A 22634-nucleotide genomic window follows, 5' to 3' on the forward strand; every position below is an offset into this window, starting at 1 on the left:
GAGGTGTTCGGTGGGCGTCACCGGTGATGCGCCCCGCCCTCCTCGGAGTTTCGGCGAGGAAGGCGGCCGGCTGTCCTACGGCGGATATCTCCGGCTGCCTGAGCTCCTCGCCCAGCAGCGCCCGCAGTCCGAGGCGCCCGACGAGCTGCTCTTCATCACCGTCCACCAGATCTACGAGCTCTGGTTCAAGCTGCTGCTGCACGAGCTGGAGTCGGCCCGCGACGCCATGTTCGCCGGCGAGCTGTGGCGGGCCAGACACCTGTTCCGGCGCGTGCACGCGGCCGAGCGGGTGCTGGTCGAGCAGGTCGAGGTCCTGGAGACGATGACGCCTCAGGACTTCCTCGCCTTCCGCAGCAAGCTGTCGCCCGCCAGCGGCTTCCAGTCGGTGCAGTTCCGCGAGCTGGAGTTCCTGTCGGGTCTCAAGGACGAGCGCTACCTCGGCACCTTCCGGCACGCCGGCGCGGACGAGCTCGCCCGGCTGCGCCGCAGGCTCGACGAGCCGACGTTGTGGGACGCCTATCTCGCCGCGCTCAACCAGCGTGGCCTGCCGGTCTCCGACGAGGAGATCATGGGCTCGCTGCTGTCCGTGGCGAGAGACCGCAGCTCGTACGACGACCTGTGGCAACTGGCCGAAGACCTGCTGACGCACGACGAGACCGCCGCGCTGTGGCGGATGCGTCACGTCCAGATGGTCGAACGCCAGATCGGCACCAAATCGGGCACCGGCGGCTCGACGGGTGCCCCATACCTGCGCGACAGGACACGCCTGCACTACTTCCCACTGCTGTGGGAACTAAGGGCCTGGCTATGAACCACTATGGCAACCCCTCACAAAGGAGTGAGAGCGAAATGCCGCTTGACGAGGCCAAGGATGAGCTGCTTCAGCGAACAGCCGAGAGTTGCGCGGTGGGCAGTGATCATGTGAGCACCGAGGAGGCACTGTCCTTCCTGCGACGCTATTACCGGCATATCGCACCTGAGGACCTGCTCGACCGCGACCCCGTCGACGTGTACGGCCCGGCGATGTCCCAGAGGCAGCTCGCCGAGGTCCGCCCGCAGGGCAGAGCCGTGGTCCGGGCCTTCACCCCGACCCTCGACCAGAACGGCTGGGACCCCGGCCACTCGGTCGTGGAGGTGGTGACCGACGACATGCCGTTCCTCGTCGACTCGGTCACCATGGAGCTCGAGCGGCACGGCCTCGGCACCCACCTGGTGGCCCACCCGCAGATGAAGGTGCGCCGCGACATGACCGGCCGGATGCTCGGCCGCGACCAGGAGGACGTCACCGGGCAGGTGCTCGTCGAGTCGTGGATCCACGTCGAGGTCGACCGCCAGTCCGACCCGGCCGTGCTCAAGGGGCTGGAAGCCGACCTGCTGCGCGTGCTCAGCGACGTGCGCTACGCGGTCGAGGACTTCATGAAGATGCGGGCCCTGGCCGTCCAGACCGCCGAGGACCTGGGCATGAATCCGCCGCCGCTGGAGCCCGCGGAGGTCGAGGACAGCATCGACCTGCTGCGCTGGCTCGCCGACGGGCACTTCACCTTCCTCGGCTACCGCGAGTACCGGCTCGACCACACCGACCAGGGCGAGACGCTGCGCGCGCTGCCCGGGGCGGCGCTCGGCATCCTGCGCGACGACAAGATCGGCTCGGAGAGCTTCGCGTCGCTGCCCGCCGACGTGCGGGCCAAGGCGCGCGAGAAGCACCTGATGATCATCACCAAGGCCAGCTCGCGGGCCACCGTCCACCGCCCCGCCTACCTCGACTACATCGGGGTCAAGCTGTTCTCGCCCGAGGGCGAGGTGATCGGGGAGCGTCGCTTCCTCGGCCTGTTCACGCACGTCGCCTACAACGAGTCGATCTCCCGCATCCCCGTGCTCCGGCGCAAGCTGGCCGGGGTGCTGCAGGCGGCCGGGCTGGAGCCCGACAGCCACGACGGCAAGGACCTCATCGAGATCCTCGAGACGTTCCCGCGCGACGAGCTCTTCCAGACCTCGGTCGACCAGCTGCTGCCGATCGCGATGGGCGTGCTGCGGCTGCGCGAGCGCAAGCAGGTCAAGCTGTTCCTGCGCCGCGACGACTACGGCCGCTACATCTCCTGCCTGATCTACCTGCCGCGCGACCGCTACACCACGAAGGTGCGGCTGCGGATGCAGGAGGTCCTGATGAGGGCGCTGGGCGGCAAGACGCTCGACTACAGCGCCATGATCGGCGAATCGGTGCTGGCCCGGCTGCACGTCGTCGTGCGCGGCGAGCGCGGCAGGCCGCTCCCGCCCCCCGGCGTGGACGTCGAGGAGCTGGAGGCGCGCCTGGCCGCGATCACCCGCTCCTGGGAGGACGACCTGGCCACCGCCCTCACCGAGCTGACCTCCGAGGAGGAGGCCCCCGCCCTCATCAAGCGGTACGCCGCCGCGTTCCCCGAGGGCTACAAGGCCGACTTCCCGCCCAAGGTGGCCGTGATCGACCTGCAGCGGCTGGAGCAGCTCGTCTCCGAGGGCGACGAGGACGCGGTCAAGCTCAACCTCTACGAGCCGTACGACGCGGTGGAGGGGGAGCGGCGGCTGAAGATCTACAAGGTCGGCTCGCCCATCTCGCTGTCCGCGGCGCTCCCGCTGATCCAGCGGCTCGGCGTCGAGGTCGTGGACGAGCGGCCGTACGAGATCGACCGCGACAACGACCCGCGCACCAAGAACGCCTGGATCTACGACTTCGGCCTGCGCTACACCCCCTCGGCCGAGGTGGACCGCGACGCCTTCAAGCAGCTCTTCCAGGACGGGCTCACCTCCCTGTGGAACGGGCGTGTCCAGGCCGACGACTTCAACGCGCTCATCCTGGCCGCCGGGCTGACCTGGGAGCAGGTCGAGATCCTGCGCGTCTACGCCAAATACCTGCGCCAGGCCGGAAGCACGTTCTCGCAGCCGTACATGGAGCGGGTGCTGCTCGGCAACGTACGGCTGGCGCGGCTGCTCGTGCGGCTGTTCGAGGCCAGACTCGATCCGCGGCGCGGTGACGAGGCCCGGCCCGACCTGGTGGAGGCGGTCACCGAGGAGATCCTCGGGGCGCTGGACGAGGTGGCCTCGCTCGACGAGGACCGCATCCTGCGGGCGTACCTGGAGATGATCCAGGCGACGTTGCGCACCAACTACTTCCAGACCGTCGGCGGCAGGCGCAAGCCGTACATCTCGCTGAAGTTCGACCCGCAGGCGATCAGCGTGCTGCCGCTGCCGCGGCCGCAGTACGAGATCTTCGTGTACTCGCCGCGGGTCGAGGGCGTGCACCTGCGCTTCGGGAAGGTGGCGCGGGGCGGGTTGCGCTGGTCGGACCGGATGGAGGACTTCCGTACGGAGATCCTCGGCCTGGTCAAGGCCCAGATGGTGAAAAATACCGTTATTGTCCCCACTGGGTCCAAGGGTGGATTTGTCGTCAAACAGCCGCCCGCCTCCGGGACCCGCGAGGACGTCCTCGCCGAGGGCGTGGCCTGCTACCGGACGTTCATCTCCGGCCTGCTCGACGTCACCGACAACCTCGTGGACGGCAAGGTCGTGCCGCCGCCCGACGTCGTCCGGCACGACGGCGACGACACCTACCTCGTGGTCGCCGCCGACAAGGGCACCGCGACCTTCTCCGACATCGCCAACGGCGTGGCCAAGGAGTACGGCTTCTGGCTGGGCGACGCCTTCGCCTCCGGCGGCTCCATCGGCTACGACCACAAGGTCATGGGCATCACCGCCCGCGGCGCCTGGGAGTCGGTCAAGTACCACTTCCGCACGATGGGCGTCGACGTGCAGGCCACCGACTTCACGGTGGCCGGCGTCGGCGACATGTCGGGCGACGTGTTCGGCAACGGCATGCTGCTCTCGCGGCACATCCGGCTGGTGGCCGCCTTCGACCACCGCCACATCTTCGTCGACCCCGACCCCGACGCGGCCCGCTCGTACGCCGAACGCGAGCGGCTGTTCCGGTTGCCGCGCAGCTCCTGGGAGGACTACGACCCGGCGCTGATCTCGGCCGGCGGCGGCGTGTTCCCGCGTACCGCCAAGTCCGTCCAGATCACCCCGCAGATGCGCGAGGCGCTCGGCATCCCGGCCGGCGTCACCTCGATGGCCCCGAACGACCTGATCAGCGCCATCCTGCGGGCCCCCGTCGACCTGCTGTGGAACGGCGGCATCGGCACGTACGTCAAGGCGAGCGCCGAGTCCCACGCCGACGTCGGGGACAAGGCCAACGACGCGCTGCGGATCAACGCCGCCGATCTGCGCTGCAAGGTCGTCGGCGAGGGCGGCAACCTCGGCTTCACCCAGCTCGCCCGCATCGAGTTCGCGGCGAACGGCGGCCTGGTCAACACCGACTTCATCGACAACTCGGCCGGCGTGGACACCTCCGACCACGAGGTGAACATCAAGATCCTGCTCGACCAGGTCGTCCGCGACGGCGAGCTGACCGACAAGCAGCGCAACCAGCTCTTCACCTCGATGACCGACGAGGTCGCCGACCTGGTGCTGCGCGACAACTACGCCCAGAACGTGGTGCTCGCCGCCGCCCGCGCGCAGGCCGTCGAGATGCTCCACATCCACGCCCGCTACCTGCGCAAGCTCGAACGCGACGGGCTGGTCAACCGGGAGCTGGAGTTCCTGCCGTCGGACAAGACGCTGGCCGAGCGCCGCCAGGCCAAGCTGGGCCTGACGGCGCCCGAGTTCTCCGTGCTGCTGGCCTACACCAAGCTGGCGGCCGACGCCGAGGTGCTGGCCTCCGACCTGCCGGACGACCCGTACCTCGCCTCGTGGCTGGTGTCGTACTTCCCGTCGGCGCTGCGCGAGCGGTTCCGGGCGTACATGGACAACCACCCGCTGCGCCGCGAGATCATCACCACCTGCGTGGTCAACGAGGTGGTCAACATGGCGGGCACCACGTTCCTGTTCCGCTTCGCCGAGGAGACCGGGGCCTCGGTGCCCGACATCGTGCGGGCGTACCTGGTCGCTCGGGAGGTCTTCGACCTGCCGAACTTCTACCGGTCCGTCGAGGAGCTGGACAACCAGGTCGACACGGCCACCCAGCTCGCCATGCTGCTGGAGGGCCGCAAGCTGGCCGAGCGCGGCACCCGCTGGCTGCTGGTCAACCGCCGGCCGCCGCTCGACCTGGCCGGCTCGGTGGGCTTCTTCATGAAGGGCGTCGACGGGCTGCTCGCCCACTCGCCCAAGCTGCTCACCGGGCCCGACCTGGTCGCGTACGAGGAGCGCCGCGACTCCTTCGCGGCCCGTGGCGTGCCGCCGGAGCTGGCCGATCGGGTGGCCGGCATGGTGCCCGCGTACTCGACGCTGGACCTGGTGGAGATCGCGTCGGTGACGGGCCGGCCGGTGAACGAGGTGGCGGAGGTCTACTTCGACCTGGCCGACCGGCTGCAGCTGGCCCGGCTGCGCGAACGGGTCATCGCGCTGCCGCGCGACAACCGGTGGAACTCGATCGCCCGCTCGGCGCTGCGCGACGACCTGTACGCCGCGCACGCCTCGCTGACCCGCGACGTGCTGGTCCACAGCAAGCCCGGGCTGCCGCCGGAGGAGCGGCTGGCGCGGTGGACGGAGGCCAACTCGGCGGCCGTCGCCCGGGCCCGGCAGACGCTGTCGGAGATCTGGGAGAGCGACCACTTCGACCTGGCCACCCTGTCGGTCGCCCTGCGCGCGATCCGCACGCTGGTCTCCGCCAGCAACCTCCCCCACACGGAGGCGTAGCCGACGCCGTGGCGGCCGCCGGTCCAGGCGGCCGCCACGGGCGTCAGCCGATGCGCCGCAGGGCGCGTTCGCGGCGCGCGGCGACGCTGGAGCCGGACTCGTGCCGCGCCATCCGGCGCAGCACGATCGGCGCCACCAGCAGGCCGAGCGCGGCCCAGGCGCCCAGCACGGCGGCCGTCTCCAGGTGCCGCCAGGACTCGCCGACCTCGACGGCCACCGCCGCGTCCGGCAGCAGGGCCGAGCGCATGCCGAGCCCCATCCAGTAGATCGGGAAGACCTGGCCGATCGCCTGCAGCCATTCGGGCAGCGCGGTGAGCGGATAGAACACGCCGGAGATCCCGATCACGGCGATGAACGGCAGCTGCACCAGCCCCTGCGCGCGTGCGGTCGGGAACAACGAGCCCAGCACCGCGCCGGCGGGCAGGGTCGCGACCAGGCCGAGCGCCAGCACCCAGGCCAGCGTGGGCCACGAGCCGATCCGCAGCCCTTCGACGAGGAACATCGCGGGCACCAGGAAGATCACCAGATCGGCGAGGACACCGCCGGACACCGAGACCACCTTGCCGACGAGGTACGCGGGCATCCCGTGCGGGGTCGCCTTGGCCCGCAGCAGGGTGCCGTCCTCCCGGTCGGCGGTGAGCTGCTGGCTCATGCTGATCATGCCGGTCGCCGCGTTCATCCCGAGGATGCCGGGCAGCGCCAGCGCGGCGAGCGGGAGCCCGCCGAACGAGACGTCCCTGACGAAGAAGAGCACCGCCACCATCAGGCCCGGCCAGAGGAGATGCGAGAACAGCTCGGCGCCGTTGGTGAACGACTGCCGCAGCTCGACCAGGCCGCGGGTCCAGCCCGCGCGCAGCGCCGTCATGACGCCGCCTCCGCCTGGCGCACCAGCGACAGGTACGTCCGTTCCAGCGAGCCCCTTCGGATCTCGAGCTCGCGGACGTCCTCGCCGTGCCGGGCGAACAGGTCACGGGCGAACGCGGTCGAGTCGGCGGTCTTATGGACGAAACGCCGGCCGTTCACGAGCCAGCGCACCTCGTCCTCGCCGGCGATCCGCCGCGCCAGCTCGGCGGCCGTGCCGTCGGCGACGATCCGCCCGCCGTTCAGCACGAGGATGCGGTCGGCCAGCTTCTCGGCCTCGTCCAGGTCGTGGGTGGTGAGCAGGACGGTGGTGTCGCCGTCGTCGGCCAGGCCGCGTACCAGGTCGTGGAAGGCGTGCCTGGCCTGCGGGTCGAACGCCGCGGTCGGCTCGTCCAGGAAGAGCACCTCGGGGCGGCCCACCAGGCCGATCGCCACATCGAGCCGGCGTCGCTGCCCGCCCGAGAGCGTCTTGATCTTCTTGTCCGCGTGCTCGGTCAGGCCCACCGCCGCGATCAGCCGGTCGGCGTCCCACGGCCGCCGGATCTTCGGGGTGGCATACGCCGTGTAGTAGGTGCCCAGGTGGGCGAGTAACTCCCGTACGTGCCATTTGCCGTGGTCGCGCCAGGACTGCAGGACCACCCCGATCCTGGCCCGCCAGCGCTCGTCGCCGCGCGCGGGATCGGCGCCGAGCACCTCCACCCGGCCGCCCGAGCGGGCGCGGAAGCCCTCCAGGATCTCGATCGTGGTGGTCTTGCCCGCGCCGTTCGGCCCCAGCAGCGCGAGGACCTCGCCCTGGCGGACCTGGAACGTGACGTCGTGCAGGACGTCGGCGGTGCCGTAGCGCATGCGCAGCCCGTCGACGTGAATCACGCCGGTCACCACGCCTCTCCGGGCAGCGTGTCCCGTACGCGGGCCATCAGCACGGCCCGGTCGACGCCGGCCAGCGCGAGGGCGCGGGGCACCGTGCCGATCTCGGTGTCGAGCACGCCGAGCAGCAGATGGGCGGGGCGCAGGTCGCGTTTGCCCTTCGCGGCGGCGAAGCCGCGTTCGAGCGCCAGCCGCGCCGAGGAGCCGAGCTTCGGGTTCGCCGTCGGGTCGGGGGTGGCCGGCGGGAGGTCGAAGGCGGCGAGGGACACCCCGGCCGCGCTCAGGCTCCGCTCGAACTCCCGGTCCAGCGCGTCCCTGACGGCCTGCCGCCCGAGCCCCGCCGAGGTCAGCACGCGCTGTGCGGCGGTGCCCTCGTGGGCGGCGATCCCCAACAGCAGGTGGTGGGCCTCGGTCGCGGCGGATCCCTCCTGCCGCGCCTCGGCCGCTCCTTCCAGGATGATCGCCTGGATGTAGTGGTCGATTCTGCTCACTGTCGTCTCCTCAACGTCACACCTGCCGCGATGAGCCGCCTGGCGTGCTTCTTGTGGACCGCCTGGCGGGTGACGCCGAGCGCCTCGGCGACCTCCGGCCAGCTCCAGCCCGAACGCATGGCCTGCTCCACGGCGGCGTCCTCGAGCCGATCGGCCAGCCGTCGCAGCGCCACGACGGCCGCCAGCGCGTCGGCGGGATCCTGGGGAACTTCTTCTGCCGGCATGTAAGCAACCGTAGTTGACTAAATCTCAGATAGTCAACCGAAGTTGCTTAGCCGCCCGGAGGTCCCTGATGGAAGAATGCGTTCATGGACTTGGGCGGCCGTTACCGGTTGGAGAGACGACTCGGTAAGGGCGCGATGGGCGAGGTCTGGCGTGCGCTGGACCTGCGGCTGGACCGCCCGGTGGCGGTCAAGCTGATGGCCCCTGACTCCGGCGACGAGGCCAGGCGCTTCCTGCGCGAGGGCAAGCTGGCCGCGCGGATCAACCATCCCGGGGTCACCACCGTCTTCGACGTCGACCGGCACGGAAGACGCCTGTTCATCGTCATGGAGCTGCTGAACGGCAGGGATCTCGGAGCCGTGATCCGCGACCACGCGGACGGCCTGGAGCTCTCCGACGTCTTCGACATCGGCCGCCAGCTGGCCGCGGCGTTAGGCGCCGCCCACGCCCTCGGCATCGTCCACCGCGACCTGAAACCGCGGAACATCGTGCTCCTCGACGGCGGCACGGTGAAGATCTGCGACTTCGGCATCGCGCGCGCCCTCGACGCCACCCGCATCACCAGGACCGGCCTGACGGTCGGCACGCCCGCGTACATGGCGCCCGAGCAGTTCGGCGGCTCCGGCGTGGACCGGCGGGCGGATCTCTACTCCCTGGGCTGCGTGTTGCACGAGCTCTGCACGGGCCGGGTGCCCTTCCCGGCGTCGAACATCGCCCACGCGATGTACGGGCACCTGAACACACCGCCGCCCTCCCCGGCGACGGGGAACAGGGAGCTGGACGCGCTCGTGCTCTCCCTGCTCGCCAAAGACCCGGCCCGCCGCCCTCAGCACGCCGACGAGGTCGCCCGGTGGCTCCGGAGGATCGCCCGGAGACACCGCCCCGACCGCGCCGCCACGCGGTCCGCGCTGGACCTCTATCACGCCACCTTCACGTCGCTGATGGACGCCGCGATCGAGCGCCAGGACCACGAAGCGGCGGCCCGGCTGCGGGAGCAGGAGAAGGCCTACCTGCGCATGAGACAGGCGTTCGAACGCGAGGGCTGAGCGCGCGTCAGTCGCCGGTGGCGCGGGTGAGGGCGCCGTCGTGGGCGATCACCTCGGCGGGCGCGGGAGCGCTGAGCGGCGGGACGGTGGTGGCGTACTGGTGGATCTCCGTCAGCCTGAGGGTGCGCGGCACCGAGGGCGAGGAGATCGCCCAGGCCGCCTCCTCCGGCACGGGGATGATGTACGACTTGTTCGTCACGTTCTTCGTGGACGTGGTGCGCGACAGGGAGTACTGGATCAGCGCGCCGCCGTCTTCGGTGCGCAGCCCGTAGACCGGGTAGTTGTCGGCGCTGAAGATGGAGTCGTAGCTGAACCCGTCGGCCTTGGCGGTCTCGCGGTAGGTGGCGATCTGCTCGGCCACGTCGGTCGTGTAGGGGCCGGGCGCGAGCAGGCCGGCGGTCGAACCGGCCGTGCCGGTCTCGGCCACGCTGGCGTGCACCGGGCCCATGAACTGCGGGCTGATCGTGACGCTCGTGTCGTCGGAGGGCACCGCGCCGGCGTAGCCGTCGGCGTCGAGCCGGATCTCGGGCAGCTCCTCGCCCGGCAGCAGCTGGGCGGCCGAGCTGAGCCGCCAGCGGTCGGACCTGGCGAACGTCAGCAGCGTCGGCTGCCCGTTGCGGGTCGCCAGCGCGCTGAACCACGGCGAACGCTCACCCGGGTCGAACCTCGGCACGTACAGCGTCGGAGCGCCCCACTTGTAGCGCGGCGGCGCGTAGTCGGTGGACAGGTAGGCGCCCACCGTGAGCTGCGTCTGCCCGCCCGCGGTGATGTCGGTCGCCAGCGCCAGCCGCCCCTGCAGGTCGCTCGCCACCCGCAACGCGTCGTCGGTGACGGTGATCTCGGTGAACACCTCAGCCGCCTCGTCCCGCGTGACGGCCGGCTCGGCGGGCGAGGGTGACGGGGTCGCCGGGGCGGTGGTGGCCGGCCTCGTGGGAGTCGATCGGGCATCACTGGTGCAGGCGGTCGCCGCGGCGAGCAAGCCGGCGGCGATCGCCAGCATTTCCCGCCGACCGTATGCGCGCACCTCGCCATGTTATTCGGGCGCGCGGCGGTCGCGTACCCTTGGGAGACGTGGCAGGCATCGATCCGGCAGAAGCGATCAACGAGCTAGCGGGTACGCTCCGCAGCATCCAGGACGTCCTCGACCTCGACGCGCTGCGCAAGCAGATCGCGGAGCTGGAGCAGCAGGTTGCCGCGCCGGACCTCTGGGACGACCCCGACCAGGCCCAGAAGGTGACGAGCAAACTCTCCCATCTCCAGGGCGAGCTCAACCGCGTCGAGGGCGTCGCACGCCGCCTCGACGACCTGAGGGTGCTCTACGAGCTCGCGGCCGAGGAGGGCGACGACGACACGCGCGTCGAGGCCGACAGGGAGCTCGAGACGCTCAAGTCCGACATCGGCGCCTTGGAGGTCCGCACCCTCCTGTCGGGCGAGTACGACGCCCGCGAGGCGCTCATCACCATCAACTCCCAGGCCGGCGGCGTCGACGCGGCCGACTGGGCCGAGATGCTGCTGCGGATGTACCTGCGGTGGGCCGAGCGCAAGGGCTACCCGACCGAGGTCTACGACACCTCCTACGCGGAGGAGGCCGGCATCAAGTCGGCCACGTTCACCATCAAGGCCCCCTACGCGTACGGCACGCTCAGGGGCGAGCACGGCACCCACCGGCTGGTCCGCATCAGCCCGTTCGACAACCAGGGGCGGCGGCAGACGTCGTTCGCCGGCGTCGACGTCGTGCCGGTGGTCGAGCAGACCGACCACATCGACATCAACGAAGACGAGATCCGCGTCGACGTCTACCGCTCCAGCGGCCCCGGCGGCCAGGGCGTCAACACCACCGACTCGGCGGTGCGCATCACCCACATGCCGACCGGCATCGTCGTCTCCTGCCAGAACGAACGCTCGCAGCTGCAGAACCGCGCCACCGCGATGAACGTCCTGCAGGCCAAGCTGCTGGAGCGCAAGCGGCAGGAGGAGGCGGAGAAGATGTCGGAGCTGCGCGGCGCCACCACCACGTCGTGGGGCACGCAGATCCGCAACTACGTGCTGCACCCGTACCAGATCGTGAAGGACCTGCGCACGGCCACCGAGGCGGGTAACCCGTCAGCGGTGCTCGACGGCGACCTCGACGAGTTCATCGAGTCGGAGATCCGCTGGATGCGGCGGCAGGAGTCAGAGACCGCTTAGGTGGTTGATCGCGAGAGTCAGCAGGAAGAGCGCGATCAGGAGAAGGGCGATGAGGGCGGGTGACAGCCCGGCGAAGCCGTGCTGATGCATCCGCTCCCTGCTGGCGCGGCACATGGGGCAGCGGCCTTCGATCACGGGGTGGGCGCACTGGGCGCATACGAGGTGTTCACAGCTCATGACAGCCCCAAGTCTAGCCGCACAATCGTTTTGTTTCCGTTATGGACGTTCCATGCCAGTCTTCCCCCTAGACTGTCGTCTGGCCAATCGGAACGTCGATCATCAGTAAAGAAGACGTAACCCGTTTGGTCGGCGGCGGGAAGTGGGCATGTGCCACCCTCGCTTCCGTCCTGACCCCTAGACTGGCATGCCGTGATGCTCTCGTGATCCATTTCGATAATGTCACCAAGGTCTACACGAACCAGAACCGGCCCGCCCTCGACCACGTCTCCGTCGACGTCGACAAGGGCGAATTCGTGTTCCTCGTCGGTCCCTCGGGATCAGGCAAGTCGACGTTCCTGCGTCTGATCCTCAAAGAGGAGCGGCCCAACTCCGGCGCGATCCACGTCGCCGGCAAGGACCTGGCCCGCCTCTCCAACTTCAAGGTGCCCCACCTGCGCCGCCGCATCGGCTGCGTGTTCCAGGACTTCCGGCTGCTGCCGAACAAGAACGTCTACGAGAACGTGGCGTTCGCGCTGGAGGTCATCGGCAAGCCGCGGCGGTTCATCCGCAAGGTGGTGCCCGAGGTCATCGAGCTGGTCGGCCTGGAGGGCAAGGCCCACCGCATGCCCGACGAGCTGTCCGGCGGCGAGCAGCAGCGCGTCGCCATGGCTCGCGCGTTCGTCAACCGGCCGATGATCCTGCTGGCCGACGAGCCGACGGGCAACATCGACCCCGCGACGAGCATCGGCATCATGAAGGTGCTCGACCGCATCAACAGGACTGGCACCACGGTCGTCATGGCCACGCATGACGCGGCCATCGTCGACTCCATGCGCAAGCGCGTCGTGGAGCTGGAGGACGGCAAGATCGTCCGTGACCAGTCGCGTGGCGTCTACGGCCAGGCGTACTGACAGGGAGCTGCAGACACAACATGCGGGCGAATTTCATCTTCTCCGAGGTCTGGATCGGCCTCCGCCGCAACCTGACCATGACCATCGCGGTGATCATCACCGTGGCTGTCGGCATGGCGATGCTGGGCGTCGGCTTGATGATCAAAGCCCAGGTCGGTGCGATGAAGGGGTACTGGGACGACAAGGTCGAGATCTCGGTATTCCTCTGCAACAAGGGATCGGCCATGCCGGCGTGCAACGGCAAGGCCGTCACGACCGCGCAGATCAAGACGCTCGAGGGCCACATCAAGGGCATCCAGGGCGTCAAGGAGGTCTTCTACGAGGACCAGGCCAGCGCGTACAAGAACTTCCAGGAGTCGTACGCGGCCAACAAGGCCCTCGTCGAGGCCACCAAGGTCGAGGACATGCCGCAGTCGTTCCGGGTCAAGCTCGTCGACCCGGACAACTACCAGCCCATCATCCAGGCGATCGAGGGCCAGCCCGGCGTGTCGCAGGTGATGGACCAGAAACAGCTCATCGGCAAGTTCTTCGACCTGCTCGACAAGCTCTCGTTCTACGCCCTGGCGGTCGCCATCATCCTGGTGCTCGCGGCGGCCCTGCTGATCGGCAACACGGTACGGCTGTCGGCGTTCAACAGACGCCGCGAGACCGGCATCATGCGGCTGGTCGGCGCCTCCAACCTCTACATCCAGCTGCCGTTCGTCATGGAGGGCACGATCGCGGGCCTGATCGGCGGTGTCTTCGCGGCGGTCATCCTCATCGTGACCAAGGTCTTCCTGTTCGAGGAGATCGCCGGCTACTTCGGAGACGTCACCGCCCAGCTGACCTGGAACGACGTCGCCCAGGCCATCACCGTCACGATGATCATCGGTGTACTCATCTGTGTGCTGGCCTCGTTCGTGACGCTCCGCCGCTACCTCCGGGTGTAACCGTGCTCATGAACCGCTTCGGGGTCCGCCGCCGGTAAAGTCGAAGCATGCCACGTGAGACCGGGCGGAAGATCGTCGCCCAGAACAAACGTGCTCGGCACGACTACCACCTCGAAGACACCATCGAGGCGGGTCTCGTGCTGCAGGGCACCGAGGTGAAGTCGCTCCGCGAGGGCCGCGCCTCGCTCGTCGACGGCTACGCCATGATCGACGGCAACGAAGCGTGGCTGCACAACGTCCACATCCCCGAATACGCGCAGGGCACGTGGACCAACCACGCGGCCCGGCGCAAGCGCAAGCTGCTGCTGCATCGCAAGGAGATCGAGAAGCTCGCCGCCAAGACCAAGGAGGGCGGGCTCACGATCGTGCCGCTGGCGCTCTACTTCAAGGACGGCCGCGCGAAGATCGAGATCGCCGTGGCGCGCGGCAAGAAGGACTGGGACAAGCGGCAGTCCCTGGCCGAGCAGCAGGCCAAGCGGGAGATGGCCCGGGCCCTGCGGCACCACAACCGATGAGAGCGGCGGCACCGCGACCGATGACACGTGCCCGCCGCACCCTCGCCGCGACCGTCACCCTGGCGGTCGCGGCCACGACCCTGACCGCCTGCTTGGAGGAGTCCTCGCCGCACGAGGCGGTGCGCGACTTCCTCGTCGGCTGGCAGTCCGAGGACTACGACCTGGCCGCCGGCCGCACCGACGGCAACGCGGCCGAGGTCCGCAAGGAGCTGGCCGACGCCAAGCAGGAGCTTGACGCGGCCTCGTTCCGCTTCCGGATCACCGGCATCAGCGTCGAGGGCGAGGAGTCCAAGGCCGACTTCCACGCCGAGGTCGACCTGGGCGAGAACAACCCTCTGTGGCAGTACGAAGGGGCGCTCCCGCTGCACCTCGTGGACGGCACGTGGAAGGTGCGCTGGTCACCGTCGGTGCTGCATCCGCAGCTCAAGGAGGGGCAGCGGTTCGCGGTCGACACCGAGCCCGTGCCGCGTCAGCCGGTGCTCGACAGGGCCGGCGACCCACTGCAGAGCGACACCGTCCTCTACGTCGCCGGCGTCCACCCGGCCGCGCTGGGCGACCGGGCGGAGGAGGTGGTCGCGCAGTTGTCCGAGATCACCGGGTACGCCCAAGACCGGCTGCTGAGCCGTGTCCGCTCCTCGCCGCCCGACAAGTTCGTGCAGCTGGTGACGTTCGGGCGCACGCGTTATCTGTCGATGAGGCCGAAGCTCGAGGCCATCGACGGCATCGAGGTCGAGCCGCAGGAGCAGCCCGTCAACCCCGACGCTCCCCGGCAGATCGTGGGCAGCGTCAGCGCGCTCACGCCCGAGACCGAGCAGAAGCTCGGCGGCCCGCAGCGGGCCGGCGACTCGGTGGGCCGCAACGGCCTGCAGCAGGCGTACCAGGACTATCTGACGGGCTCCACGCAGACCAAGGTGATCACGCTCGACCTCAAGACCGGCAGGCAGGTCGCCCTGCTGGAGGAGTGGCAGCCGGGCCGCCAGAACGTCTCGGTGAAGACCACCATCGACCGGGCCGCCCAGACGTCGGCCGAGGAGGCCGTGGCCGACACCGAGACGAGCGCGCTGGTGGCCGTGCAGGCCGACACCGGTCAGATCCTCGCCGTCGGCGCCAAGGGCCTGCACCAGGAGCGCGACGCGCTGGCCGGCAGGTTCCCGGCGGGCACGGCGTTCTCCATCGTGGCGGCCGACGCGCTGCTGCGGCGCGGGGTGAGCCCCAAGCAGCGGCTGGCCTGCCCGCAGGAGCGCACGGTCGGCGGGGCCAAGTTCGTCCAGGTCGGTCAGGCCACCGGCACCTCGACGTCGGCCACGTTCCAGCAACACTTCGCCAAGGGCTGCGTGACCGCGCTGGCCTCGCTGGCCCGCCGCGTCACGGCCGAAGACCTGGCGACCAGCGCCCGGGCGTACGGCGTGGAGCAGCCGTGGCGGCTGCCGCTGAGATCGTTCAGCGGCACGCTGCCGTCGCTGGCCGGCGACGCCGACAAGGCCAAGGCCATCGCGGGCCAGAACGTCGAGGTGAGCCCGCTCGGCATGGCGCTGGTCGCCGCGGCGGTCGCCTCCGGCACCTGGCGGCCACCGGTGCTGGTGACCGAGCCCAAGGTGCCCGACCCGGCCGGTGAGCCGGTGCCGGTCACCCAGCCGTCCTCCGTGCCCGTCGACCCCAAGGTCCGTACGGCGCTGACCGCCATGATGCGGGCCGGCGCGGCCGGCACCCCCGCCCAGGCGGGCAAGGGCAAGGTCTACGGCGTCACGGCGGCGGCGGGCGGTCAGCAGAGCTGGTTCGTCGGCTGGCAGGGCGATGTGGCCGTCGCGGTGCTGGCGAAGAACTACAACGCGGCGGCCGTGGCCGGGAGCTTCTTCGCGGGCCTCGGCAGCACGCCGTGAAAATGTCGTGACGGGGAGCAACCATCCGGGCATCCGGCTGCGTCTTACTGAGTGACTGGGCCCGCTCGGGGGGTTGCGGTCCCAGTCGCCGTGATGAGATCAGGGCTTCATCTCGGGGGAAGCCCTGCCGTCCGGACCGGCTCGACCCTGCCGGTCGGCCCCCGGGAGCGTGTGCGCGATGCGCCGTGCTCCCGGGGGTTTCGCCGTGCGGGAATCAAGTTGGCGTTCGGGGTGTTATCCCATGTACATTCTTGTTGCTCGCTCCTCGCGGGGAGCGTGTTGACAATTCCACAGGGGGTGACTGGCTTCGACTTCGACTTTGCAAGCCAGGTGAAGCGGGCCGAGGACTGCGGACATAACCTCGTTAATCCTGTGACCGCAAACAACAAGTGCCAATTCCAAGAGCACTGTGGCGGCCAGGGACTCCCTGGCCCTCGCTGCCTAAGCAGCGAAACCACTGTCAGCCCGGGAGTGCCTTCGGCCCGGTGTCTGGCATCGCTAGAAGGCTCAACCGATCAACCCGGCCACGGGGGAGATCGGGAAATCAAACAGTGGCTGGGCCCGTCGGCGACTCGCCTGCGTGATCGCCGGGGCCGAGAAAAGCACAGCAGGCTGCGCCCGGAGAAGCCCTGACTTGGGGTTGAAGGACGCGGGTTCGATTCCCGCCACCTCCACCGACATCGAGACCGCCTCTTACCTGCGTGAATCGCACAGGTAAGGGGCGGTTTCGTGTTTTCCGGCGACTGTGGCGGGGGCGTTGCCGGCTTTCGCATGGCACTCCGACAACGGGAGCCGGCTCGGTGGCGGGGCCAACGAGCGGCGGCTCACTTCCGTCCCGGTGACCGGGCTGACGCGCGTGCGGGCCGTCTCAATCGGCGGCGTGACCGGGCTGACGCGTGTGCGGGCGATCTCAACCGGGGGCGTGACCGGGTTGACGCGCGTGCGGGCCGTCTCGGCCGGCGGCGTGACCCTGAGCCTGGCCCCTGTCTCGGTGGGGACCGGTCTGTTCGGCCCTCGTCTCGCCCGTGCGGGGCTTCGAGCACAGCCTGGCGGATGATCCTTCAGCCGGAGCGCTCACCCGGGTCGGGATGCGTTCTCGTCGTGATCGTCAGAGCGGCCGGAGGGGCGGTCGGACGGTCTTTGTCCTGGGGTGCGCCCCTCTCCGGACGGCGTCTTCGGGGACGTGTGGTGCTGACTGCCTGCAATGAGTGCTTTACGTGTGGTTAGGTGTTCTTTGACAATTCTTGGGCCGGAGTGAGGGTGAAGGGTGTCAAGGGACGTCTGGCGGCATTCTGTGTTCGCGCCCCTGGTGGGCGTGCTGGCTTCGTTTGCGCTGTACGCGGTCGGAGTGGTGGAGGGGTTGCTGGGGGCGGTGGGGGCGACGACCGCGCCGCCCGCCGCCGAGCTCGTGGTCACGTTGATCTTCGCGGTGTTCCTGACCGCCGTGCTGAGGATCGCCCGGGCGGTGCCGGACATCCGGCGTGAGAACGCGGCGACGGCGCGCGCGGTGGCGAACGTGACCTCGGTGCGTCCGGGCGAGGCCACGCTGGTGGCGCGGCGGCTGAAGTTGTTCAGGGAGGCGGCCGAGGCCGGGAACGACTGCGAGTCCGTGCTGAGCGCCCGTTCCGCGCTGGACGAGAACGAGATGGTCAACCGGCACCACCTCGACCACGCGCTCATCTGGGCGCTGCCGGTCTTCGGCTTCATCGGCACGGCGCTGACGATGGCCGCGATGGTGACCTCGTTCTCCGGGGCGCTCGACAGCCAGGGCGACCCCGGTGCGCTGATCACGGCGCTCAAGCAGCACGTGCTGCCCGAGCTGGCCTCGGCGTTCGGGGTGACGCTGATCGCGTTGTTCCTGAGCGTGGTCGCGTTCGGAGCGATGGCGCTGGTCGAGCGGGCCGAGCGGGCCGGGGTGACCGCGGCCGACGAGGTGTTCCTCGTGCACATCGCGCGGCTGCCGGCCAAGCAGGCGGCGCCCGCCCTGCACGGGCTCACCCAGGAGCTCGCCGAGTCGCGCAGCAGGACCGAGGAGCTGGTCAAGGGGCTGGACGCGCTGCGCACCGCGGTCGAGCGGCTGAACGCCCTCGAGGGCCGGCCGCAGAAGTACACCCTGGTGAGGGAGCCGTGAGGCGTCGTCCGGCGCGGTCGTTCGCGCCGCCGCTCGACCTGCGTTTCATCGACCTGTTCATGACGATCGTGCTGGCGCTGGCGTTCATCGCGATCATGCTGACCGTGGTGGCGCGGATGTTGCCGACCGAGGCCGCGCCGCCGCCGACGCGGCAGGAGAAGAGCGTGTCCCAGCTGCGCAAGCAGCTGGACGCGGCGGTGCGGGCCAAGGACCGGGCGGAGGCGGAGCTGCGTACGGCGCGGGCGCAGATCGCCGCGCCGCCCGCCGCCGCGCCGCCTCCGCAGCAGCCGGCCTTCACGCTGCCGTGGTGGCTGATCGGGTTCTGTGCGCTGCTGGGCGTGCTGGCCGTGTTCATGGGATGGCGGATCCGGTTGTGGACCAAGGGCGGACTGCCACGCGCCCGGAGCTGGGTGCTGGTCGGTCTGGTGGTGGTGCTGGTCACGGCTGGGATCAGGTCGCTGACCGGCGGCGACGGGCAGCTGCTGCTCGCCGCGATCCCGTGGTGGGCGGCCGACGCGCTCTGCCTGGGGCTGCTGCTGGTCGCGTACGTGCTGGTGTCGGTGATCAAGGCGAGCCACGAGACGCTCGGGCAGATCCGGGCACGGGCTGTGCGCGATCTCCCTTAGTTTCCTCAACAGTCACTTATGTCACACTTTTGCCGGTTAACGTGGCGTGCATCCCCTCACCACGAAGGAGATGCGATGTTACGTCGAGCACTCGGCGTGCTGGTCGCCGCCGGCGCCATGCTGCTGGCGGCCCCGCTGACAGCCCTGCCCGCGTCGGCCGCCGCCGGCGTGGAGCCGCTCGCCCGCGCCCACGCGCACAACGACTACGAGCACGAACGCCCGCTCCTTGACGCCCTCGACCACGGCTTCACCAGCGTCGAGGCCGACGTCTACCTGGTGGACGGCGAGCTGCTGGTCGGCCACGACCCCGAGGACCTGCGCCCGGGCCGCACGCTCCAGGCGCTCTACCTCGACCCGCTGGCCGAGCGCGTACGGGCCGGCAGCGTCTACCCGGGCACCCGGCAGCCGCTCCAGCTGCTGGTGGACATCAAGAACAACGGCGCCGCCACCTACACGGCGCTGGACGAGGTGCTGCGCGGCCACCGCACGATGCTCACGACGTTCCACAAGGGCAAGGTGAAGCCCGGCGCGGTGACCGTGGTCGTCAGCGGCGACCGGCCGCGCGACCTCATGGCCGCGCAGGAACGCCGGTACGCCTTCTACGACGGCCGCCTGTCGGACCTGGGCCAGGGCGACCCCGGGCTGGTCTTGTTGATCAGCGACAACTGGACGAACCACTTCACCTGGACCGGCGAGGGCGAGATGCCGGCCGCCGAGCGCGAGAAGCTGCGGCAGATCGTGGCCACCGCGCACCGCGACGGCCAGCGCGTACGCTTCTGGGCCACCCCCGACGCGCCCGGCCCGGCCAGGGACGCGCTCTGGCGGGAGCTCGTGGCGGCCGACGTCGACCACATCAACACCGACGACCTCGCGGGGCTGGAGCAGTTCCTGCGGGCGGTCGACGCCGGGCAGGCGGTGGCGTAAAACACCTCGCTTCCGCTCATCTTCGTCGGTAACGTCCGGATCTGGACTGGCCGCGGGACTTCGGTACGACTTCCGGAACCCGCCTTTGAAGCGATGCTTCGCAGCTCGTGCCCCCATTCCCCGGCCAGTCCACGACCCGGGGGGAGCCGATGGAGACGTACGCCGACCTGATCGAGTGCGAGGACCTGCTGCTCTTCGCGAACGCGGCGATCACCTCGACCGGCCAGCGTGAGTTCCACAGCCAGGCCGGCGAGCAGCGGCTCTCTCTCGGCTTCCTGCACGACTACATCCGGGGCAACTATCCCGACCTGTACGCCCTGACCCTGGCGCTCGACGTCAACGAGCACAACGCCGCGCTGATCATCGCCAACCTGCTGCGGCAGAAGGGCGGGGCCGGTGACGCGCGGCTGATCGCGTGGCGGCTGAGCCGGATGAGCCCGCCCCGGGTCTACCGGCTCTTCGGGCGGCTGCGCCGCGAGGGCGTCAACAACCGGCGCACCAGGGCGATCGTCCGCGACTGGCTCGCCGGCCGTCCCGACCTGGCCTTCGACGCGGTGAAGTACCGTGCGGCGGTGAAGTCGGCGGTGCGGCACGCGCACCTGCGGCCGGCCGGTGAGCTGGGAGACTTCCTGTTCGCGCCGTTCGGCCGGGCCCGCTACGAGACGCCCGTTCTGGAGGCGTGGCGGCGGGCTCACTATGACACCTCGGCTCTGTACGACCTGCCGTACACGGTGGCCGAGGGGTTCGCGGCCCGGCACGGCATCAGCCGGGCGGTCTTCCTCGAACGCATCGCGCCCCGCCTCACCCGGCTGGAACGGCTCCGCCTCGCGGGAGCGGCGGAGCGTGACGGCGTGCGCACCGACGCCGACCTTGCCGCGTTGCCGCTGGTCAGGGTGGCCTCGTACGTGCTGTCGCTCGATCACCGGACGCGGGCGGAGCGGCGTGCCGAGCTGGTGGGCGCGTTGCGGGCCTCGGCGGCGCGGGCGGCCGGGGCGCGGGCCGGCACGTGGGGGACCGTGACGGCGGTGCTGGACGACAGTTTCTCCTCCTACGGCTCGCCGGTGAAGCGCCGCCGGCCGCTCGCGGTCGCGCTGGCCTGCCATCACCTGCTGGAGGCGCTGGCCGGGACGTACCGGGGGCTGTGGGTGTCGGGCGGGACCGACCCGCTCATGGCGCGGCCGTCCGGGCCCACGCCGCTCGGGCGGCGGATCGTCGACGCGCTGGAGACGCGGCCCGGCCTGGTCGTCATCGTCTCCGACGGGTGGGACAACGCGCCGCCGGGGCTGGCCGCCGAGGCGTTGCGGGTCTGGCGGCGCCGGCTCGACCCGGGCGGGGAGGTCGGCGTCGTGCATCTCAACCCGGTGTACGACACCGAGCAGTTCGACGTGCGGCGGCTGTCGCCGATGGTGCCGACGGCCGGGATCCGCGACGCGGAGGACCTGCCGGCGCTGGTGGAACTGGCCAGGTTCGCGGAGGGGCGGACGGGGGTCGCGGAGCTGCGGGCGTACCTGGAGGACCGGGCGGCCGTGAGAGATCGGGGGGCCTGGATGACCGGGCGGCGCCGGACGCTGGATGAGCGGGGGGTTTCGTGATCGATCTCGACGGGCTGGAGACGCGGCCCGCGCAGACCTGGGGGGCGCTGCGGCTGGTGCCGCTCGTCCGCCGCGAGCCCATCGTCGACCTGCGCCTGCACGCCAAGGTGTACGGCGACGAGCCCTCCGTGGTGTTCCTGCCGGACCGTACGGTCTACACCGCGTACGTGCCGCACGCCTTCGTCGCGTCCTGGACCGGCGACGGCGGCCCGGCGGCGGCGTACGGGACGCAGCTCGGGCAGCCGCTGCGACGCGTGCCCGTCCGGCTGCGGCGCAGGATGGCCCGGCGGGCGGATCGGAACCGGCTCAGGTTCCTGCCGCTGCACCTGGCCGTCGAGGGGTTCCTCGCGCTGCACTTCGGCGGGCCGGAGATCGTGTGGGAGGAGTGGTCGCGCCGGGCGGTCGCCCACGGGCTGTCCCCCCGGGCCGAGGACGCGTTCACGGGGGCGCAGGTGCGCGGGCTGGACGACGCGCTCAAGGTCTTCGAGATCCATCCCGGGCAGTGCGGGCTGCTGCTGTACGCCGCCGACGCGCCGGCCGGCGCGTTCGTGGTGCCGCACCCGGAGGACTACCGGGCGCTGCATCCCACGCTCGTCCGCGACCTGTACGGCGAGCTGGTCCACGAGTACGCCATGCTCCACCCCGCCAGGGACTTCCCCGCCGTCATCGACGACGCCGCGGTCTCCTCGCTCGCCGACCTGCGGGCCGAGGCGGATCGGCACGAGCGGGAGTGGGCCGGCTTCCACGATTCCGTGATGGCCGCCGGGCTCCTCCGCGCCCCCGAACGGGTGGAGGAGATCTACCGGATGGGCCGGTTCACGCTGAGCCGGTTCCTGCCGTCGTTCGAGCGGAAGGGCGACAACCACATCGGGGAGACGATCACCGACGAGGAGGGGCGGCTGGCGTACCTGAAGACGTTCCGGCTGTCGGAGGCGCAGAGCCGGCGCGGCCACCTGCTGAGCGTGCTGGCCGCGCACGGGTGGAGCCTTCCCGAGGCGGCCGCCGCGCTCGGGATCGACGTGGCGGCGCTCGGGATGCGCCTGGAGCGGGCCGGGTTCGGACACCTGCTGCGGCAGGACGTCCTCGACGGTTACCGCAAGGCCGTCAGTGGTGGTGGGCGGCGTACTCGTCGAGGCGGCGGAACATCGCCGCCAGCATGAGCGGGAACATCGCCACGTGCGAGACCAGCATCAGCCCGTCGGCGTCGATGACGCCGAACCACAGCAGGGGGAAGAGCGGCACGACGGGGGCGAACATCACCGCGCACATCTCCAGCGTCGGCGCCCAGCCGTGCCCGCGGAACCGCATCCACGCGGCCATGCCGACGGACATGTTGAAGGCCATGACCAGATACCAGAGCTCGGGCTGCTCCGCGTGCGGGACGCCGAGCCCGACGGCGGACTGCAGCATGCCGAGGCCGAACATCCCGGCGAACATCGCGATGATCATCTCGACGTAGTGGAGGGCGAATCTGCCCCAGCGGCGGCCTGATCTCGTGGTCGTCGTCATGCCCACGACTGTGGCCGGAGACGGCCGCCCCGGCCAGGGACAGCGGGCGGGAGGTCCGGA

Annotated in this window: 20 protein-coding genes and 1 other RNA gene; 14 read left to right on the forward strand and 7 right to left on the reverse strand. The window is 70.3% G+C overall.

Annotated features, from left to right (window positions below; all coding sequences use genetic code 11):
• Nucleotides 1-10 precede the first annotated feature (10 nt).
• Entirely contained in the window at nt 11-811 is an 801-nt protein-coding gene (locus ACIBP6_RS35060) for a tryptophan 2,3-dioxygenase (RefSeq protein ID WP_397058106.1), read from the forward strand.
• Between the two features lie 38 nt (nt 812-849).
• A complete protein-coding gene (locus ACIBP6_RS35065; protein ID WP_397058107.1) occupies nt 850-5724 on the forward strand; it encodes an NAD-glutamate dehydrogenase in 4875 nt (1624 codons plus the stop codon).
• Between the two features lie 43 nt (nt 5725-5767).
• On the opposite strand, the gene ACIBP6_RS35070 is transcribed toward ACIBP6_RS35065, so the two are convergent.
• Genes ACIBP6_RS35070 through ACIBP6_RS35085 form a run of 4 tightly spaced genes read right to left on the reverse strand, consistent with a single transcriptional unit; the run spans nt 5768 to nt 8167 of the window.
• Nucleotides 5768-6589 (reverse strand): ABC transporter permease, encoded by an 822-nt coding sequence (locus tag ACIBP6_RS35070; protein ID WP_397058108.1) that lies wholly within the window; start codon nt 6587-6589, stop codon nt 5768-5770.
• Entirely contained in the window at nt 6586-7455 is an 870-nt protein-coding gene (locus ACIBP6_RS35075; RefSeq protein WP_397058109.1) for an ABC transporter ATP-binding protein, read from the reverse strand. Before ACIBP6_RS35075 ends, ACIBP6_RS35070 begins: the two co-directional genes overlap by 4 nt.
• Before the next feature lie 5 nt (nt 7456-7460).
• Nucleotides 7461-7943, reverse strand: coding sequence for a Clp protease N-terminal domain-containing protein (locus tag ACIBP6_RS35080; RefSeq protein ID WP_397058110.1), 483 nt, complete (start codon nt 7941-7943; stop codon nt 7461-7463).
• On the reverse strand, nt 7940-8167 hold the full coding sequence (locus ACIBP6_RS35085) for a hypothetical protein (protein ID WP_132615657.1): 228 nt from the start codon (nt 8165-8167) through the stop codon (nt 7940-7942). The genes ACIBP6_RS35080 and ACIBP6_RS35085 overlap by 4 nt, the downstream gene beginning before the upstream one ends.
• Nucleotides 8168-8251: 84 nt before the next feature.
• Between ACIBP6_RS35085 and ACIBP6_RS35090 the strand changes: the two genes are divergently transcribed.
• Entirely contained in the window at nt 8252-9211 is a 960-nt protein-coding gene (locus tag ACIBP6_RS35090; RefSeq protein ID WP_397058111.1) for a serine/threonine-protein kinase, read from the forward strand.
• Nucleotides 9212-9218: 7 nt separating this feature from the next.
• Here the strand turns inward: ACIBP6_RS35090 and ACIBP6_RS35095 are convergent, their stop codons facing one another.
• A complete protein-coding gene (locus tag ACIBP6_RS35095) occupies nt 9219-10235 on the reverse strand; it encodes a hypothetical protein (RefSeq protein ID WP_397058112.1) in 1017 nt (338 codons plus the stop codon).
• A 47-nt stretch (nt 10236-10282) separates the two neighbouring features.
• Here ACIBP6_RS35095 and prfB point away from each other — a divergent pair, with 47 nt between their 5' ends.
• Nucleotides 10283-11398, forward strand: a complete 1116-nt coding sequence (gene prfB, locus ACIBP6_RS35100; protein ID WP_397058113.1) for a peptide chain release factor 2 — start codon at nt 10283-10285, stop codon at nt 11396-11398.
• Here prfB and ACIBP6_RS35105 read toward each other — a convergent pair.
• On the reverse strand, nt 11384-11575 hold the full coding sequence (locus tag ACIBP6_RS35105; protein ID WP_111178237.1) for a hypothetical protein: 192 nt from the start codon (nt 11573-11575) through the stop codon (nt 11384-11386). The two genes, prfB and ACIBP6_RS35105, sit on opposite strands and share 15 nt — an antisense overlap.
• A gap of 203 nt (nt 11576-11778) precedes the next feature.
• Here ACIBP6_RS35105 and ftsE point away from each other — a divergent pair, with 203 nt between their 5' ends.
• From ftsE to ACIBP6_RS35155, 10 genes are all read left to right on the forward strand, one after another.
• Entirely contained in the window at nt 11779-12468 is a 690-nt protein-coding gene (gene ftsE / locus ACIBP6_RS35110) for a cell division ATP-binding protein FtsE (protein WP_103956370.1), read from the forward strand.
• 20 nt (nt 12469-12488) lie between these two features.
• Nucleotides 12489-13397 carry a permease-like cell division protein FtsX gene (gene ftsX, locus ACIBP6_RS35115; RefSeq protein ID WP_132615653.1) on the forward strand — a complete coding sequence of 303 codons (909 nt, stop codon included), beginning with the start codon at nt 12489-12491 and terminating at the stop codon, nt 13395-13397.
• A 47-nt stretch (nt 13398-13444) separates the two neighbouring features.
• A complete protein-coding gene (gene smpB, locus ACIBP6_RS35120) occupies nt 13445-13912 on the forward strand; it encodes an SsrA-binding protein SmpB (RefSeq protein ID WP_397058114.1) in 468 nt (155 codons plus the stop codon).
• Nucleotides 13913-13932: 20 nt separating this feature from the next.
• Complete coding sequence (locus tag ACIBP6_RS35125; protein ID WP_397058115.1) at nt 13933-15792, forward strand: penicillin-binding transpeptidase domain-containing protein; 1860 nt, start codon at nt 13933-13935, stop codon at nt 15790-15792.
• Between the two features lie 293 nt (nt 15793-16085).
• Nucleotides 16086-16469: a transfer-messenger RNA gene (ssrA, locus tag ACIBP6_RS35130) on the forward strand.
• A 638-nt stretch (nt 16470-17107) separates the two neighbouring features.
• Nucleotides 17108-17923, forward strand: coding sequence for a hypothetical protein (locus ACIBP6_RS35135; RefSeq protein ID WP_397058116.1), 816 nt, complete (start codon nt 17108-17110; stop codon nt 17921-17923).
• Nucleotides 17920-18549, forward strand: coding sequence for a hypothetical protein (locus ACIBP6_RS35140; RefSeq protein WP_397058117.1), 630 nt, complete (start codon nt 17920-17922; stop codon nt 18547-18549). Before ACIBP6_RS35135 ends, ACIBP6_RS35140 begins: the two co-directional genes overlap by 4 nt.
• A gap of 75 nt (nt 18550-18624) precedes the next feature.
• On the forward strand, nt 18625-19473 hold the full coding sequence (locus ACIBP6_RS35145; RefSeq protein WP_397058118.1) for a phosphatidylinositol-specific phospholipase C/glycerophosphodiester phosphodiesterase family protein: 849 nt from the start codon (nt 18625-18627) through the stop codon (nt 19471-19473).
• A gap of 107 nt (nt 19474-19580) precedes the next feature.
• A complete protein-coding gene (locus tag ACIBP6_RS35150) occupies nt 19581-21065 on the forward strand; it encodes a hypothetical protein (RefSeq protein ID WP_397058119.1) in 1485 nt (494 codons plus the stop codon).
• Nucleotides 21062-22225, forward strand: a complete 1164-nt coding sequence (locus ACIBP6_RS35155; RefSeq protein WP_397058120.1) for an ARPP-2 domain-containing protein — start codon at nt 21062-21064, stop codon at nt 22223-22225. The genes ACIBP6_RS35150 and ACIBP6_RS35155 overlap by 4 nt, the downstream gene beginning before the upstream one ends.
• Here the strand turns inward: ACIBP6_RS35155 and ACIBP6_RS35160 are convergent.
• Nucleotides 22170-22574, reverse strand: coding sequence for a hypothetical protein (locus ACIBP6_RS35160; protein ID WP_397058121.1), 405 nt, complete (start codon nt 22572-22574; stop codon nt 22170-22172). The genes ACIBP6_RS35155 and ACIBP6_RS35160 overlap by 56 nt on opposite strands.
• Nucleotides 22575-22634: the final 60 nt, after the last annotated feature.

The sequence above is a fragment of the Nonomuraea terrae genome (assembly GCF_044465245.1).
Taxonomy (GTDB): Bacteria; Actinomycetota; Actinomycetes; order Streptosporangiales; family Streptosporangiaceae; genus Nonomuraea; species Nonomuraea terrae.

What these genes read in the sequence shown, in the direction of transcription:
- ACIBP6_RS35125 (WP_397058115.1), top strand. Translation starts at nt 13,933, where the DNA reads ATGACACGTGCCCGCCGCACCCTCGCCGCGACCGTCACCCTGGCGGTC.
- ACIBP6_RS35085 (WP_132615657.1), bottom strand. Translation starts at nt 8,167, where the DNA reads ATGCCGGCAGAAGAAGTTCCCCAGGATCCCGCCGACGCGCTGGCGGCC.
- ACIBP6_RS35070 (WP_397058108.1), bottom strand. Translation starts at nt 6,589, where the DNA reads ATGACGGCGCTGCGCGCGGGCTGGACCCGCGGCCTGGTCGAGCTGCGG.
- ftsX (WP_132615653.1), top strand. Translation starts at nt 12,489, where the DNA reads ATGCGGGCGAATTTCATCTTCTCCGAGGTCTGGATCGGCCTCCGCCGC.
- ACIBP6_RS35105 (WP_111178237.1), bottom strand. Translation starts at nt 11,575, where the DNA reads ATGAGCTGTGAACACCTCGTATGCGCCCAGTGCGCCCACCCCGTGATC.
- ACIBP6_RS35065 (WP_397058107.1), top strand. Translation starts at nt 850, where the DNA reads ATGCCGCTTGACGAGGCCAAGGATGAGCTGCTTCAGCGAACAGCCGAG.
- ACIBP6_RS35145 (WP_397058118.1), top strand. Translation starts at nt 18,625, where the DNA reads ATGTTACGTCGAGCACTCGGCGTGCTGGTCGCCGCCGGCGCCATGCTG.
- ACIBP6_RS35160 (WP_397058121.1), bottom strand. Translation starts at nt 22,574, where the DNA reads ATGACGACGACCACGAGATCAGGCCGCCGCTGGGGCAGATTCGCCCTC.
- ACIBP6_RS35090 (WP_397058111.1), top strand. Translation starts at nt 8,252, where the DNA reads ATGGACTTGGGCGGCCGTTACCGGTTGGAGAGACGACTCGGTAAGGGC.
- smpB (WP_397058114.1), top strand. Translation starts at nt 13,445, where the DNA reads ATGCCACGTGAGACCGGGCGGAAGATCGTCGCCCAGAACAAACGTGCT.